The organism is Corynebacterium ulceribovis DSM 45146 (assembly GCF_000372445.1).
GTDB lineage: Bacteria > Actinomycetota > Actinomycetes > Mycobacteriales > Mycobacteriaceae > Corynebacterium > Corynebacterium ulceribovis.
In genome coordinates, this window is sequence record NZ_AQUY01000002.1 from 220,973 (window position 1) to 236,286 (window position 15,314).

General features: G+C 57.0%; 15 protein-coding genes and 2 tRNA genes. 5 read left to right on the top strand and 12 right to left on the bottom strand.

The window, feature by feature from the left end:
• Positions 1-85, top strand: a tRNA-Leu gene (locus A3EC_RS0106655).
• Here the strand turns inward: A3EC_RS0106655 and A3EC_RS12750 are convergent.
• Together A3EC_RS12750 and bcp are read right to left on the bottom strand one after the other, a co-directional pair.
• Positions 49-1,089 carry an SLAC1 family transporter gene (locus A3EC_RS12750; protein ID WP_281163689.1) on the bottom strand — a complete coding sequence of 347 codons (1,041 nt, stop codon included), beginning with the start codon at positions 1,087-1,089 and terminating at the stop codon, positions 49-51. The two genes, A3EC_RS0106655 and A3EC_RS12750, sit on opposite strands and share 37 nt — an antisense overlap.
• Positions 1,089-1,571: a thioredoxin-dependent thiol peroxidase gene (gene bcp, locus A3EC_RS0106660; RefSeq protein ID WP_018024404.1), complete on the bottom strand. Its 483-nt coding sequence runs from the start codon at positions 1,569-1,571 to the stop codon at positions 1,089-1,091. Before bcp ends, A3EC_RS12750 begins: the two co-directional genes overlap by 1 nt.
• An 89-nt stretch (positions 1,572-1,660) precedes the next feature.
• On the opposite strand from bcp, the gene A3EC_RS0106665 reads away from it, so the two are divergent.
• From A3EC_RS0106665 to A3EC_RS12940, 3 genes are all read left to right on the top strand, one after another.
• Complete coding sequence (locus A3EC_RS0106665) at positions 1,661-1,942, top strand: DUF3618 domain-containing protein (RefSeq protein WP_018024405.1); 282 nt, start codon at positions 1,661-1,663, stop codon at positions 1,940-1,942.
• Positions 1,943-2,161: 219 nt separating this feature from the next.
• A complete protein-coding gene (locus A3EC_RS0106670) occupies positions 2,162-2,632 on the top strand; it encodes a hypothetical protein (RefSeq protein WP_156812878.1) in 471 nt (156 codons plus the stop codon).
• Between the two features lie 624 nt (positions 2,633-3,256).
• Positions 3,257-4,477 (top strand): IS30 family transposase, encoded by a 1,221-nt coding sequence (locus A3EC_RS12940; protein WP_245532968.1) that lies wholly within the window; start codon positions 3,257-3,259, stop codon positions 4,475-4,477.
• Between the two features lie 88 nt (positions 4,478-4,565).
• On the opposite strand, the gene A3EC_RS0106680 is transcribed toward A3EC_RS12940, so the two are convergent.
• Positions 4,566-4,638: transfer RNA gene (locus A3EC_RS0106680), tRNA-Lys, on the bottom strand.
• Positions 4,639-4,980: 342 nt separating this feature from the next.
• Here A3EC_RS0106680 and A3EC_RS0106685 point away from each other — a divergent pair.
• Entirely contained in the window at positions 4,981-6,180 is a 1,200-nt protein-coding gene (locus A3EC_RS0106685) for a L,D-transpeptidase (RefSeq protein ID WP_018024408.1), read from the top strand.
• Positions 6,181-6,183: 3 nt separating this feature from the next.
• Here the strand turns inward: A3EC_RS0106685 and A3EC_RS0106690 are convergent, their stop codons facing one another.
• The 9 genes from A3EC_RS0106690 to A3EC_RS0106730 all read right to left on the bottom strand — a co-directional run bounded on the left by A3EC_RS0106690 (position 6,184) and on the right by A3EC_RS0106730 (position 15,298).
• Positions 6,184-7,158 (bottom strand): SdpI family protein, encoded by a 975-nt coding sequence (locus A3EC_RS0106690; protein WP_018024409.1) that lies wholly within the window; start codon positions 7,156-7,158, stop codon positions 6,184-6,186.
• A gap of 71 nt (positions 7,159-7,229) precedes the next feature.
• On the bottom strand, positions 7,230-7,583 hold the full coding sequence (locus A3EC_RS0106695) for a GntR family transcriptional regulator (protein ID WP_018024410.1): 354 nt from the start codon (positions 7,581-7,583) through the stop codon (positions 7,230-7,232).
• A 17-nt stretch (positions 7,584-7,600) separates the two neighbouring features.
• Positions 7,601-8,362 carry a hypothetical protein gene (locus A3EC_RS0106700; protein WP_018024411.1) on the bottom strand — a complete coding sequence of 254 codons (762 nt, stop codon included), beginning with the start codon at positions 8,360-8,362 and terminating at the stop codon, positions 7,601-7,603.
• Positions 8,359-9,486 carry an ATP-binding cassette domain-containing protein gene (locus tag A3EC_RS12470; protein ID WP_018024412.1) on the bottom strand — a complete coding sequence of 376 codons (1,128 nt, stop codon included), beginning with the start codon at positions 9,484-9,486 and terminating at the stop codon, positions 8,359-8,361. Before A3EC_RS12470 ends, A3EC_RS0106700 begins: the two co-directional genes overlap by 4 nt.
• 168 nt (positions 9,487-9,654) lie before the next feature.
• Positions 9,655-10,020: a GNAT family N-acetyltransferase gene (locus A3EC_RS0106710; RefSeq protein ID WP_018024413.1), complete on the bottom strand. Its 366-nt coding sequence runs from the start codon at positions 10,018-10,020 to the stop codon at positions 9,655-9,657.
• Positions 10,020-10,493: a carboxymuconolactone decarboxylase family protein gene (locus A3EC_RS0106715; protein WP_026162268.1), complete on the bottom strand. Its 474-nt coding sequence runs from the start codon at positions 10,491-10,493 to the stop codon at positions 10,020-10,022. Before A3EC_RS0106715 ends, A3EC_RS0106710 begins: the two co-directional genes overlap by 1 nt.
• Positions 10,494-10,593: 100 nt before the next feature.
• Positions 10,594-12,426, bottom strand: a complete 1,833-nt coding sequence (locus tag A3EC_RS0106720; RefSeq protein WP_018024415.1) for an ATP-binding cassette domain-containing protein — start codon at positions 12,424-12,426, stop codon at positions 10,594-10,596.
• Positions 12,419-14,152: an ATP-binding cassette domain-containing protein gene (locus tag A3EC_RS11660; protein WP_245532958.1), complete on the bottom strand. Its 1,734-nt coding sequence runs from the start codon at positions 14,150-14,152 to the stop codon at positions 12,419-12,421. Before A3EC_RS11660 ends, A3EC_RS0106720 begins: the two co-directional genes overlap by 8 nt.
• Positions 14,153-14,266: 114 nt before the next feature.
• Positions 14,267-15,298, bottom strand: coding sequence for an ABC transporter substrate-binding protein (locus A3EC_RS0106730; RefSeq protein ID WP_018024417.1), 1,032 nt, complete (start codon positions 15,296-15,298; stop codon positions 14,267-14,269).
• Between the last annotated feature and the right edge of the window lie 16 nt (positions 15,299-15,314).

The following is a 15,314-nucleotide window of genomic DNA, read 5'->3' on the forward strand; positions in this document are numbered from 1 at the left end:
GCGCCCGTGGCGGAACTGGCAGACGCGCTGGATTTAGGTTCCAGTGTCTTAGGACGTGGGAGTTCGATTCTCCCCGGGCGCACCAACGAAATCTCTTTTGCGGAGCAGCAGCGCGGACAGCGCCCCCGCAGTCGCAATGGCAATGTGCAGTGCCAACACCACCAAGAACGCCACACTGACGACATCCAACCACGCGGTCGCAGTGCTCGTGCCCAAGGTATGAGTGCCCAAACAGAGGGTGCCCACGGGGAACGTGGCTCCCCACCAACCTGGTGTGTATGTCGGCCAATGCAACGTGGCGGACCAATACTTGTAGGCGGCATAAACTGCCGGTGCGATGCCGACTGCTAGCATCGCGACACCATAGCCGATACCCACCGCGGAAAACCGGGAATCATTCGTCAAAATGATGGCGGCAGCGGTGGATTGGCCCACCACACCCAGCGGAATCCAATTCGTTCCGGCTAGCTGCGGTGGGATATGCAGTCGCCTGCGCCTCAGCTGGAAGTACAGGTAAGCAAACAGCGGCACTGCGGTGACAAAGCTAAAGGCGAAACACGCCAAAGCTACCGCCCAGATTGGCGTATGCAGCCATTCCGGGATCTGCGCTGAGCCGGCCAGTTGCGCGCCAGACGTTGCCGACACCATGGGCGTGACCAGCGCCAGTCCCCACAGGAACTGTGGCTCGCCGATAAATCTGCGCAGCTGCCACACCCCGACGACAAACCCGACTGGGGTGGCAAGAAGCCAGCTCACTGCCTGCGGCCATACTGAGCCGGTGGCAGTGGTCCACGCGCTGCCGAGCGCCAGTGTTCCCATTACTGCCATGCCCCACGGCGCCATAAACGGTTGGGCAAATGCGGGATTTCGGTGCCGAAGGAAACCAACTGTCAGCACAAAAAACACGCAGGTAGCCGCAGCGAGGAAGGCATAGGACAGGTATGTCAGTGGGGCGCTGCCGAGGCGCGTTCCGTGTACATGACTGAGTGTGGCGGCGATAGAAATACCCATCAGGGACCCCGCCCACGCGGGACCTGCGGGAGGGAGGGCCGAGGTGGCGCGCCGCGGCTCAGCCGAACGCGCAGACACTACAGGCTGGCGTCGCGGCGAATCCGAGCCACGTGGCCGGTGGCCTTGACGTTGTACCAGGCCTGCTCAATTTTGCCGTCCGCGTCGACGAGGAAAGTCGAGCGAATGACACCCTGCACTACCTTGCCGTAGTTCTTCTTCTCCCCAAACGCGCCCCACGCCTGCATGACTTCTTTATCTGGGTCCGACAGCAATGTGAAGTTCAGGTCGTGGTCATCGCGGAACTGCGCCAGCTTTTCTGGCTTGTCCGGGCTGATGCCAATGACCTCGACGCCATCGCTGTTGAGCTGAGCGAAGCTATCCCGGAAGTCGCAGGCTTCGGTGGTACAACCAGGGGTGTTGGCGCGTGGGTAAAAGTAGACGAAGACTTTTCGGCCCGCGAAGTCGCTGAGGCTAACTTCCTTACCTTCGTCGTTGAGCAGCGTGAAAGCTGGGGCAGTGGTGCCCGGTTCCAACCGGATGGGTGCATTGTTTTCAGTCATGTTCGTCAGCCTACCGACGGATTGGCGGCTAGCGTGGGACGGGTAGCGTAGTATGTGACCAAAAGATAAGTACCCAAAGGGAGACCTTCGTGACTCGCAGCATTGATGCCATCCAGCGCGATATTGAGCGCACCCGTACCCAGCTGGCCAGCACCCTTGACGAGCTTGCTGGTCGCACTCGCCCACAGGCGCTGATGAACGACGCCAAGACTCAGGTAACTGATTCCCTGCGCAGCCCAAAGGTGCTGGCAGTTATCGGCGGCATCGCAGCTGTGGTTGCTGGTGGTATCGCCTTGGCGGTCTCCAACAACAAGAAGAAGGACCGCGAGTTGGACCGCATTAAGGAACTGCTGCAGTCGGCGCGCGACTAATTTTGGTTCCAGTACTGCAGGATTGACCCGGCTTCGGCCGGGTTTTCTGCCTTTTGACGACTTGGGAGTCGGCCAGCCTGATAGTCTAGTTGACGAGGGGACGGAAGGCGTTTCCTCGGATGTATTCGCTTTCAGGTAGGGGAATCATATGCGAAAATGCTAAAAGCTGTGGCAGCCATATCAATTGCTGTATCAATGTATACAGTTCCAGCTCAGGCTATGGCTGCCGAATCCTCGCCGCAACAAACGCTCGCAGGTACGCAACCCGTTAGTGACAACCTGTCAGAGACACCAGCTTTCTTAGGCGGCGAGCTTCATGGTCTCACTACGCAAACTTTGTCTGTTGATGGTTATGGTGACATTGTCGCAACCATTGATAACGACTCTGGAGAGATAACTGGTACATATCCGGATGGTTCCACGAAGACGATCACCGCAGTGGACGGTGCTCGAGTACTTCAGGATCGCCTTAGCGATGGCACCCCAGAGCAAATTGCCAATCTGCAGGTTTCCATGCAATCACGTATTTCGAAGGCGCAGGTTTGCCCCTACGTTGTCGGCTTAGTTGGCACTGGGCATGCTTTTGCCTGGGGGCAAGTGCTCGCATTGGCAGCAGTTAATCCCGCCATTGCACTATTGGCTGCTCTAGGCGAAGGCGCATTCTGGGTATGGGTATCTACCCACTGCTAAGAAAGGAGAAACCAATGTCACTATTCGTGATTGGCGTTGTGGTGTTTGCAGCTGGGTGTACTGGCTATGCCTTGGGTCTTCGGAAACGCATGAAGTCAGATCCGACCCTTCAAGGAAAAGGCCTCAGGGCTCTCTTTAAGAACCAATAGCAGGCAAACTTGCTGGTGAAGTCCCGTCCTCACCTGTTAACCGCTTTTTGACGGAGCGGATTCTAGTGGTCGTCGAAACACCTGACATGGAAAGTGGTTGGTGTTTGCGATGTCTAAGTGGGATCCTGGCCAGCACGTTGTCGATGAGCTGTGTGCCTTGGTGGCTGCGGGTAGCTCGGTGCGCTGCGCGGCGAGGGCGCTGGGATTGTCGGAGTACACCGCTTGGCGGTGTGTACGCGAGCGTGGTGTGTCAACCCGGTCGTATGTCCGGCTGACGAAAACGCAAGAACAGGACATTGCTGCACGGTGGCGGACAGGTATGGCCCCGATGGATATTGTCCGGCAGACTGGGGTTGGCTCCTCGCAGGTGTACCGCATTGGGATTGAGTTGGGGCTATGGCACCGCAATCCTCATGGGCGTCGTGCGAAAGCCACCACGTTGCAGTGCGCGTACTTGCAGCTTCGTGTCGGGGCGCTGGGGCGCCGGGATGCTGCTGCGGCAACCGGTATTAGTGAGCGGACCTGTTTGGATATTGATAAAGGATTGATCAAGTCTCCAGGTGTCGGGAGAATTCCATTTGTCCCTGATGGGCCGGATACTTTCCTTTATAAAAGACTCATGCAGTTGCTGGAATACGTCGATGGTCGGGTATCTGTGCCGGTTCAGGTCATCGAACAAGAACGCATCGACCGTCGCATTAGTTTGCGGTACTTGAGTATTGAAGAGCGTGAGCAGATCTTTGACTTGCGGAACAAAGGCTGGGGTGTGCGGCGGATTGCGCGGCATGTGAATCGGTCCCCCGGCACGATCAGTAAAGAATTGCGGCGCAATAGTGATGACTTCGGGTTGTATACGGCCACCGGTGCGCATCGGAAGTCGGTGTTGCGGCGATTTCGGCCGAAGGTCCGCAAAGTCGATGCCAACCGGCAGTTACGGCAAGTGGTGTGGGATATGTTGCGGCAGCGGTTGTCGCCGGAGCAGATTGCGGGTCGGTTGCGGAAAGACTATCCCGAGGATCAGACTATGTGGGTGTGTGCTGAGACGATTTACCAAACACTGTTCTTCCAGGCTAAAGGCGAGCTGAAGAAGGGGATCGCTGGGGCACTGCGGCAAGGTCGTGCGGTGCGCCGCACACAGGGCACTCGGGCTAATAGGCCGCGGTTTGTTGACCCGATGGTGATGATTTCCCAACGGCCGGCTGCTGTGGAAGACCGGGCTGTGCCGGGGCATTGGGAAGGCGACCTTATTTTAGACAAAGGCAACAAGTCCGCGATTGGGACGTTGGTGGAACGTCAGACGCGGTATGTGATGTTGTTGCATCTGCCTGATGGGCATGGTGCGGCGCAGGTCCGGGACCGGCTGGTGGAGACGATTGGGGAACTGCCGCAGCATCTGCGGGGGTCGCTAACTTGGGATCAGGGTAGTGAAATGGCTGGGCACTTGTCGTTTTCGGTGGCGACGGATTGCCCTGTGTATTTCTGTGATCCTGCGTCGCCGTGGCAGCGTGGGACGAATGAAAACACTAATGGTCTGTTGCGGCAGTATTTTCCGAAGGGGACGGATTTGTCGGTGTATTCCAAGGAGGACTTGGAGTATGTGGCGTTGGAATTGAATCGTCGGCCGCGTAAGACGCTTGGCTTTGATACCCCGGCGGATCGGATGGTTCGGTTGCTAGAGTCAGGTGCTGAAAACTGAGGCAGTATTTCGCCGACCACTAGAATCCGCCGGTTGCATTAAAAACCCCTGGCGGTGATGATTTCTCATCACTACCAGGGGTAGTGGGTGCGCCATCAGGGTTTCGAACCCCGGACCCACTGATTAAGAGTCAGTTGCTCTACCAGCTGAGCTAATGGCGCGTGTTGCATGTTCAGAAGCAGCTTGTGCTGTTTCCTCGTTGGCAACGATGGATACTTTAACCGCCTGTTCATCTTCACACAAATCGCCTGCTCAGGATGGGAAAATGTCCGTCAATAAGCTCTGTTTTGGTATTTAAAACGGCGAGGAGTGGCGCAAGGTAGCGGGTATACCGGATTGTGACCATAAAACGGGGCTTTTCGGTGGGGCAAAGTATGTCAAGTGGATTACATTGGTCTATGCAATCAATGGGGGATGTTATAGAACGACACCCGACCACGATTTAGCCAGTATAAGAGTGAAGTTGAAACAACTTAAGAACTGTGTCGGTGAGGTACGGAAGAATGTTTAGTGGTGTGGCTCGCCGCAAGGCGGCTCGTGCGGGGGCAGCAGCGCTCGTAGTGGTGGCAATGACGGCAATGTCCGCGTGCACCATTGACAACGGCAACGGCTCCGGTGACCAACAGGGCGGTTCTGGAGACCCGACCTCCACCGTCGAAAAGCTCAACCCAGTGGTGTCCGTAGCGGATAATGCCACTGATGTTGACCCAGCCAAGCCCATCACCTTCGAAGCAGCGCCCGGCAACACCATCGAATCGGCAACGCTGACCAACGCCGAAGGCATCGAGGTCGACAGCAAGTTTAACGATGACCGCACCACCTGGACCACCAATGAAGTCCTTGGCTACGGCAAAACCTACACCCTGGAAGTGAAGTCAGGCGGCGACACCACCGAACGTAGCTTCACCACCGTCATCCCGAACTACCAGGCCAGCGCCTATGTCGCGCCGATGGAGGGCTCCGTTGTCGGTGTGGGGCAGACCATCGCGGTGCGGTTTAGCTCCCCAGTTTCGGACCGCAATGCGGCCCAAGATGCAATTGAAGTGAAAACCAGCCCAGAGGTGGAAGGAGCATTTTTCTGGGTCAATAGCCAAGAGGTGCGCTGGCGGCCAGCGGAATACTGGAAGCCGGGTACTGAAGTAGAAGTCAAGGCCAACATTTACGGCGCTGACCTCGGCGGTGGCATGTACGGCATGGAAGATGCCGCCACGAAGTTCACCATCGGCGACGAAGTGAAGGCCGTGTCCGACGACGCCACTAAGACGGTGTCAGTGTACAAGAATGGTGAGCTGATTCGCTCCATGCCAACGTCGATGGGTACCTCGCAGTGGCCAACTCCAAATGGTGTGTACATGGTTGGCGACAAGCATGAAACGCTGGTGATGGACTCGACGACCTACGGCTTGGCCTACGATCAGGGTGGTTACAAAACCACCGTCGACTATGCCGTACAGATGAGCTACTCCGGCATTTACTTCCACGCCGCGCCGTGGTCAGTGTGGGCGCAGGGGAGCCAGAACACCTCGCATGGTTGCCTGAACCTGTCCTATGACAACGCTAAGTGGGTCTACGACAATATGAAGCGCGGCGACATCGTTGAGGTGAAGAACACCGAAGGCGAAACCCTCTCCGGCTATGACGGCCTGGGCGACTGGAATATTCCATGGGAAACCTGGAAGGCCGGCAACGCCGACCAGGTTTAAGATTTACTTCTGCAGGTGCTCGCGAATTGCGCGGGCACCTGTTTTTGCGTCATCGACCGTGATGTAGAAATTCCGGCCATTAGTGCGGGCAATGTGTAGCCCTTCGCCGCCACGCACGAGCATCGCTTGGCCCTGAGCTCCAATGCGCCAACCCCAGCCGCCCCAGCTGCCCGGCTCAATCGTGGTGGCTTCCACTGTTTTGATGTCGGCGTACGCAATGCTGCCCCGTGGGATGCCCAAAGTGCTCTGCCAGTGCACGCCCTGTGCGTCAACCCGCACTTTCACGCCGAGGAACATCGGAACGACCACAATCGGCACCAAGACAATGACCGACATCAGAATTTGAATTATCAACGAGTCGTAAGCCGCAAAAATGATTGGCACTACGAATGCTGGCGTTAACAGCGCAATGAGCCACATAAACACCGCTAGCTTTTTTGACGCTCGAGCTTGTCCAAACCACACCGCATTGGTGCCAGGCGCCAAGTTCAACGTACTGGTGTCAGGGGTTTCGCTGTCCTTGCTTGTTGACGGCGGGGGAGTGATGAGCGCTAAAGCGATACCGCCCAAGAGTGGCAAACCGAAGAGTGCCGCAGCGACACTGCCCGGAATAACTATTCCTTCGGCCGATTCCAGGCCGACTTGTGGCCAGAGCGTGCCGGGGATGAGGGCGGTCATGAGGAAGGACGAGGTAGCGCCGAAACCAGTGAGGAAGCGCGCTTGTCCGCCAGAAGCATTACCGAAGACAGCGAAGAGCTGGATGCCGCACATGGCGACTGCGATTGCTGGCAGCATGTAGATGGCCGCGAAGGAATCGTAGCCGTCGGCGCGCATTGGTATGCCAGTGAAGTGTGTGGCAATCGGGTCTGGGAGCTGGCTTTTCACGGATAGGGCCCAGACGAGCGCGGCGATGGCGGCGAGGATCGGCGGAGTGAGGGTGAAGGCGAGGTAGCGGCTTCGAGTCATTGGGGTGTTCATGGGAGTAACTTTCGGTGTGCAGTTGGGCTGGAGTGCTGGATGTTGGGCTGGAGTACTGTGCAATTGGGCGGCTAACGCAGTCCGCGTTGTCGGAGCCCTTGCTCGACGGTGGCCAAGCTGATGCGATGTCGCTGCGCTAGGGCGGTGAGAAGATCCATGGCTTGCTCGACTTCCGGTGGGGAGTCCGGGCTGGCGATGACTGTGGCGCCGCGACCACGTCGGAGTTCGACCAAGCCGTCATCGCGGAGCTGCCGGTAGACCTTGAGGACAGTGTTGCGATTGAGATCAAGGGAGTCCGCCAGTTCATGCGCAGCGGGTAGGCGCTCACCAACTTTGATGTGGCCGTCATTAATCTGCCGTTTGAGTTCAGACTCCAGCTGCGAATAGATCGGCGTCGGGGAGATGGGATTAATGGTGAAAAGCACGGGCTAGTCCGATCCTTCTAGTTGAGATCTCGAACTTGGAATCGTTTCAGGCACACGGCTAGGAAGACGCACATCAGTACGCCTGTGATGGCAATAGATGTCCATGGGATACCTGCATCTGGGGTTTGGGCAAACGAAGTGAGCCCGGCGGGACTCCATTTTGCTGCTGACGGTATGAGCTGAAGGGCGGCGCATACGACGATGTACGCCACTCCCGCTGCGGCAGAACCGAGAGTTGCTGCGCCTAACGCAGCCGTCCCAACTGCAACAACAATGATCGAGCAGGCAAACAGCAACCAGAAAATGGTCAGGAGAATGGGATGCTTGAGGTCCGCCCAGCCAACGTTAAAAAATATGCTGGTAACGCCAAGCACTATTGCAGTTGCTGCGGAAATGACAGCGAAAACAATGGCGCTAACCGAGCCTACTGCCGCAATCGCCAGTTTCGAACGTGGCACTTCATGGCTGAGCACAGCCAAGGCGGTGCCACGGGTGAGGTCAGAGCCTAAACTGCCGGCTGCAACCACAGCTACCAGGACGGCAAGGAGTTGATTGAGGTTTGATGCCCATTGCATCCAAGCGTCCATCGACGTTGGTTCTGGGAGTGCATCGGTGTTAATCAGCCCGTCGGATCCGACCGCTTGGGCCAGGATTTCCGGAAGATAGTAGGCGGAAATGGGGGCTAGTAGTGCAAATATTGCGCTGGCGATAACCAGAACCCACAAGGTCCACGAGCCGGTTAGTGCATGGAATTGTCGGCGCATGAGTAGATAAGTCATTTGGAGCCTCCAAGTGCCTGAGCAAAAGCTTCTTCCAAGTCGCCAGCAGGTTGGAACTCAATGTCTGAGCCACCCAGAGCTTCCAGGCTGTGGCGGAGCTCGACCTGCTGAAAGTCATTTTTGGGTATGTGAAAGCTGGCTCGAATGGCATTGGAGTCGGTAAACGTTTGCACAATGTTATCCACGCTCCCCGAAGCAATAATCCTTCCGGAACCAAGGAATGCGACATGGTCGCACACTCTTCCCACATCAGCCATGGAGTGTGTCGAGAAGAATACTGTCGTGCTGCGACGAATGGCTTGAATCAGATGGAGGACTTCGACGCGTGCGATGGGGTCCAGTGCCGAGGTAGGTTCATCCAAAACCACCACCCGCGGACCGTGGACGAGAGCGTTGACAATGCCAAGCCGCTGGCGCATACCTCGAGATAGCCCACCGATGCTGCGGTTGACATTGCTGAGGTTGGCTAATTCAAGCGCCGCGGCCACCCGCGGGGTGACTTCTTCGGTGGGCACACCCGTGAGCTTGGCTGTTTGGCGCAAGTATTGCTCTGGAGTTAACCAAGGGTCGAACACGGGTACGTCCGGTAGATATCCGACGTCATGACGTGCCTGGACTGCGGTCGATGGAATGCCAAAAATGCTGACGTGGCCAGACGATGGTTGGGCAAAGCCCATGAGGATGCGCAGCGCAGTGGTTTTACCAGCGCCGTTTTGTCCCAGAAGTCCGAATATGGTTCCGGGTGGCACAGTCAGGTTCAAGTCATCCAAGACCGGATGGGCGCCAAATCTCTTCGTCACCGCGGAAAAATCGATGGCACTGTTGGTAGTTAAAGAGCGATTCTGGCGAGGGAAGAGAACGTCAACTGGCTCCAAAGCAAGCGCGGAGCGCTTGGCTGCAACGAGCGGTGCACGACGGCGTTCTCGGCCAACAATGAGGAAGGCAAGAGGTCCGGCAAAATTCGCCAGAACGATGACAATAAGCCATCGTATTTGAGTGAGTTCCCGCAGGTCCTGCTTTGGTGTGCGAAACAGGACAACAATAGCTACAGTCATCAAGATCAGCTGTAGCGTGCCTGCCGCCACAATCCATGGGATGAGGTCGTGGGGGATGGTGGAGTTCATAGTCCGGCGCTCCTTAGTGTCGACGGATGAGATCTAAAAACTCATTGTGCTACTTATGCTAGCACTTTAGTCCTATTGAAAGCCAGTGTTTTCGAATAGCCAAAATTTAGCGCCGCAACAGTGAGAACTGCGCGGCGAAATTCCGGGGCGTGACAACGCCCAGTGGTGTTAGTGGTTACGAGGAACAGCGCTCAGGTGCTTTTCCTGGGCAGATACCACCTTTGTTTCGTAGTCGTTGTGTTTGTCCAACCACTTCTTCACATAAGAGCACACCGGGACAACCGAAAAGCCCTGCGCGATTGCATCTTCTACAGCGAACTGGACCAGCTGGGAAGCTAATCCCTTTCCGCCGTAATCTTCAGAAACTTCGGTGTGGAACAGTACTCGGTCGCCGGGGCCCTCCTCCGCAGGGACATCGACGTACTCCTCCTTGCCGATCACTTGGTCGCCTTCTGGCAGCTCAGTGTCGAGCAATAAATAGGCGTTTTGTTGAGGGGAAAGTCGGACAACAAATTGATCGTTCATGTCGGACATTATCGAATCACCTTTCCGGCTACGTCACGGGGACGAACCTGATGGCCGCTCAGAATCGAGATCCGATTGAACATGTTGATCGCCGCAGCAATCCATTCCGCTGCCACAAACTGCTCGTCGCCAAGCAGCTCCTGTGCGTCAAAAAGCTCAATCCTGGAATCGTCGGTGAGCGGTAGGGACGTGGCTGCTTCCGCAATGGCCAACACCGCCTGTTCGCGGTCACTAAATAGCTGGGAATGCCGCCACAGCGGCAGTAAATCCAACTTCTGCTGCATCACGCCGGCTTGGCGAGCCTGCCGAGCGTGGAGGTCTAGACAAAAAGCGCAGCCGTTTAACTGCGATGCACGAACCTTAATCAGTTCGCTTTCCTCCGCGCTGATACCGGCAGCGTCCGCGGCATCGCGAACAACCGTTGAAAATTTGGTGGCGCCCCGCCACGCATCCGGCATCAACTTGTCCATATACGGGCGCATTATGCTCCTATCCGCGGCTGAACCTTCAGCACCGCTCACCATCCACTGTAGGCATGAGCGACAATCCGTGGATACGGAAGCAGATGTTCGTCATTCTAAGTCAATGCCGGGGTGGCCCAGAAGAGTCCGCTGCTGCCAACATCGCGGCGAACAATCCATTAGAGTGCGCGAGCGAGTTGAAAGTCCCTTGTTCTACAACCCGACCTGCCTCAAGAACATAAATCTGGTCCGCGTGTTGGAGCGTTGTCAGCCTATGCGCGATGAGAACAACAGTGGCACCGAGACCACGCACTTGTGCGATGATGCGTTGCTGCGTCAGCGGATCCTGATGGCTGGTTGCCTCATCGAGAACGAGGATGGCATTACTCAAGTTGGCGTTGTTCAGATCGACACTATCTGAGCTGGCGGTGGCGCGCACCAACGTTCTAGCCAAGGCTAGGCGTTGCTTCTGTCCACCACTTAAATTGTCGCCGCGACGGCTAATGCGTTTGTCCAGCGAGAATTGATTGCGATCCAGCTCAGCGATGCCCAGTGCCCAGAGCAGCGTATCTTCCGTCGCTGTCGGTGCTCCCAGGCGGAGGTTTTCTGCAATGGTTCCTTCGACGATGAACGGGTCTTGGTCTGCCACCGCGACAAATCGATGCACGTATTCCGACCCGAGGTCGGCCACGTTGACACCGTGAATGCTCACAGTGCCCGATGTTGCATCGAAGTGCCTCTGCACGAGTCGAGCAATAGTGGATTTACCTGACCCGGTTGGGCCTGCAATGCCCACGAAGTGGCCCGTGGGAATGTCAATGCAGACCTTGTCGAGAACTGGCGCATCCGCACCGGGGTAGCGGTAGCCGACGTTGTTCAGTCGCACAGAAACATCGCTATGCGACGGCACCTGCTGTGGCTTCTTGGGTTCAGTAACACTGGGGTCGGCATTGCCTAGCTCACGGATCCGCCGTACAGCTTCGAGACCGGCGGGTAGCGAACCCGCGAGTCGCTCTATAGAGTTCATTGAATTGGCTGTGCCCGCGACGAGAGAGGCTGCAAGCAGAATTCCAGGTAGCGCACTCATATTAGAAGTCAGTGTCGGAATGCCTGCCGCCAGCATCAGAACTGTGCCACCCCATACCCGCAGCGTATTGACGCCATATCTCACTCCCGCTGTCGCGCCAGAGGCAGCGAGTTTCGCGCCAAGCTCGCTATCAATTTCGGCGGCACGGTCAAGCCGGTGCGGAACAGAATCGTAGACGAGAAGATCCTCTCTAAGACGAATGCTGTCTGCAATGAATTGAGCGAGATCGGCCCGCGTAGCTGTTGACTCTTTAGCTGCCAGACGGCTCTTCTTGGCCCCTGCCAGAGCCACGGCGAATCCCACCGCATAGACAGCAGTCAGTGCGAGGGCGGGCAGGAAACCAGCAGTCATGAAGACGGTGATGACACTGACGAGCGGAATTAGTACCGCAGTGATCGCCGGCGCAATAGTGTGGGCGAAGAAGACTTCGACCCGGTCGACGTCCCGCACCGCAATGGTATGAATACGTGCCGCGCCGAGGCCATCGGTGACGGCTGGTGCCTGGGGGATGAGCCGATCAATAGTCCATACGCGCATTTCCCCCATCAGACGGAAAGCGGCTAGGTGGCCGAGGAACTGCTCGACGTATCTGAGGACTGCTTTGGCCAAGGCTGCCAGGATGACCAGTGCCACGACCCACCATACAAAGCTGCTATCTGTACTAGCCGCACTTGAAGTAGGTACATCTATATTGGGCGGTGATGTCTGCGACTCTAAGGCGTCGACGGCTAACGTCCCGACTGCCCATGCTGGCACTGCCAGAGCAATAGCACCTAGCGTATGTCCAAGTATGCGCGCGAGGATTGAACCGAGCAGTGGAAGCGAAGCCTGCCGTGCAAAAAGTAGTAACCAGCGAATCTCACTCATCGGTCTGGCCCCTTCCAGTCAGAGAATTCGACTCCGCGCGCAGCGCATTTAAGAAGTAACCATCGGAGCTTTTCAACTCTTCCGGAGTGCCACTGGCGACGACGTGGCCGTCGGCAAGCACGATGACCATGTCAGCGTCGGTGACTGCGTCGAGCCGGTGGGCGACTGTAATAGTTGTTCGACCGTGGGTGAGCTCGGCCAAACTACGGTGGATGAGTCGTTCGGTTGTGCGGTCCAAGTCAGCCGTAGGTTCGTCGAGAAGCACAAGCTGGCTAGGTCGCAGGAACGCTCGTGCTATCGCGAGGCGGCGGCGCTGTCCACCCGAAAGCTGACTGCCCCGATCTCCGACAGAACTTTCCAGCGCTCCGGGGCGATCCGCAATCTCATCCCACAGGTGCGCGCTGCGGAGAGCTTCTTGGAGTTCCTTGTCCGAGGCTGTGGGGTTGGCCACGCGGAGGTTGTCGGCGACAGTTGTGCTGAATATTCCAGGTACTTGGTTCGCGAGGAAAACCTTCCCGCGGCGCGACGCACAATCCGTGAGTTGGTCATTGAAAAGTACTTGACCGTCGCATTCTTGGAGTCCGGACAGAACGCGCAGCAGGGTTGATTTTCCGGAACCGGATGGGCCGACGATAGCGACGTGTTTGCCTGGGGCAACATCTAGAGTGATATCGCGCAGGATGTGGTTGCCTGCTATGTGGACGTTGATATTGCGGAGGCTGACAGACAGGGGTGCCGAAGCTGTACTGTCCTGCGCGGACTGCAGTGCTCTGCAGCTGGTACATGTGTCGGCCGTGCGATAGTCGGGCTCTCCGACCATAGCGACGAGACTATCCCGGTGGGCGCGTCCTCCAAGTCCGATGTAGAACGTGCGGCCAACGCGGTCAATTGGTTCGTACAACAGCACGGATACAAATACACCGGCGAGTGCATCACCTGGGGAAATCGCGCCGTCGTGCAGCCGATAGAGAACAAGTGCGATAGCAGTGCCAGACATGAGAATGCTGAAGACCGCGTCATTGACCACAATCATGAGCTGGTTCTGTGCCAGCAATCGGGTTAACTCCCGCATTGCAGTGCGCGCACTAGCGGCAAAAGAATCGCGAGCTTTGCCCATAGCTCCAAGTACCTTTAAAGTGCCAAGCCCTTCGAGCATCTCCAGATATCTGTGGGTGGCATGGGCTTCCTTACGGCGGTATTCCGCGTTTGAACGCCGAAGTAACTTACCTGCCCAGTAAATGACGAGCGGTACTGCCACAATAAACAGTGCGAGCAAACCAGCGCTGACGGCGTCGATAAGCAAAGCCCACAGCAGCAGAATGATTAACGGAGAGGTGAAAGAACCAAGTGTCGGAGTGAGAAAGGTAGCGCGGTATCCCGCCGTTTGCGCGACGCAGCTGGTCGCAGCGTCAATAAGTATGCCTTCCTTTGTCTCCTGTGATGTGGACTCCTGTGGGGTCGGGCTTTGCCCCGGATGACCACTTCGCGGGCCCGGAGGCGTTGCCTTTACCTCTCCCGCAATCGCTGCGGATAGGACGGCACGCCGCCATAGTTTTTCTTCTCTGCCAGCAAGGTATCCAGGCTGTGCTTCGGCGAAACCACCGCACAGCGCCGCTGTGAGAGCGGAAACTCCAGCACCAATTAGTGCGCTGGTAGCACCGGTGTTGCCGTCGAAAAGCAAACTGTCAACGGCTGCGCCAATAAAGACCGCGCTGATTGTGAGCAACGCTGAGCGTGCCCACCCCAGAAACAAGCCGAGGCGGGAACCTCGAGGTGGGGAGGTTAATGCCTCGTGAATCCACATGGTGTAGTCAGAGCTTCTTTCCGGGGAACGGATGCGTTATTTCTTCTGGTGTAGCGCCTCGGCGACTTCCTGGAGGCCCTCCCCAATCTTGGTGCCAGAGGTTCCAGATGTGGTCTTCGCATTTACAACGCTCACACGGTCGTCCTTGATGGCCGGGACATCCGCCAGCGCTGGATTTGAAAGCAAATCCGCGAACTGTTCCTTACCGGCACCGTGGAATCCTTGAATGAGAATGACATCTGGGTTGAGCTTCACAATCGTCTCCGGATCCGCTGGCACTGCGCCCGGGCGACCTCCCTTAGGTGAAAGGGCCTCACCGCCTGCGAGTTCGACCAGGTTCGTCGTCGCAGAATTCACGCCCATAATCATCTTCTTGCCACCGCGAGCAAAAAGTGTGAGCGTGCGTGGCTTGTCCTTTGCATCCTTGGCAGCTGCCAGTGCCTGCTCGGTATCGGCATTGAGCTTCTCGACAAGCTCCGCAGCCTTATCCTCCGCACCGAGCAAAGCGCCGAGGGTGGTGATGGATTCAGCTACTGCCTTGGGGGATGCGAAATCAGCACTGGCGAACTGAGCGGTCGGCACTCCGGTACCTTCCATGAGCTTTGCTGCGGATTGCTCCTTGTCGTGACGGCCAGTGATGAGAACCAAGTCAGGGTTGAAGGACAAAATCTGCTCTGGTTCTGGCTTGGTGGCGTTAGCGATGGAGTTTTCTACCTTCTTGGCCAGCTCCACCTGATTACCTGCCTTGTCGTCCAGAGCGGTCTTTGGTACTGCCACAACGCGCTCCGGGCCGACCAACTGCAGAGCGAGGTCTGCCGTTTCCGTCGACAGCGCAACTACACGCTGTGGTTCTGCGGAAACTTTGACCTCGTGCTTGCCAACCTTCACCGAACGCGGCCACTGTGCCTGCTCGGCAGGGCTGGATTCGGCACTGCCGTTGGTGCCACTATTTGTCGTTTCGGTGGAGCCGCAAGCTGACACCGTTGCGAGTGAAAGGGCAGCGAGACCAGTTACTGCAATCAGTTTGGCAGCATTCTTGCGTGCCGAGGCAATGCGAATGTTCTTCAATGTCTTCCTTCTTGTC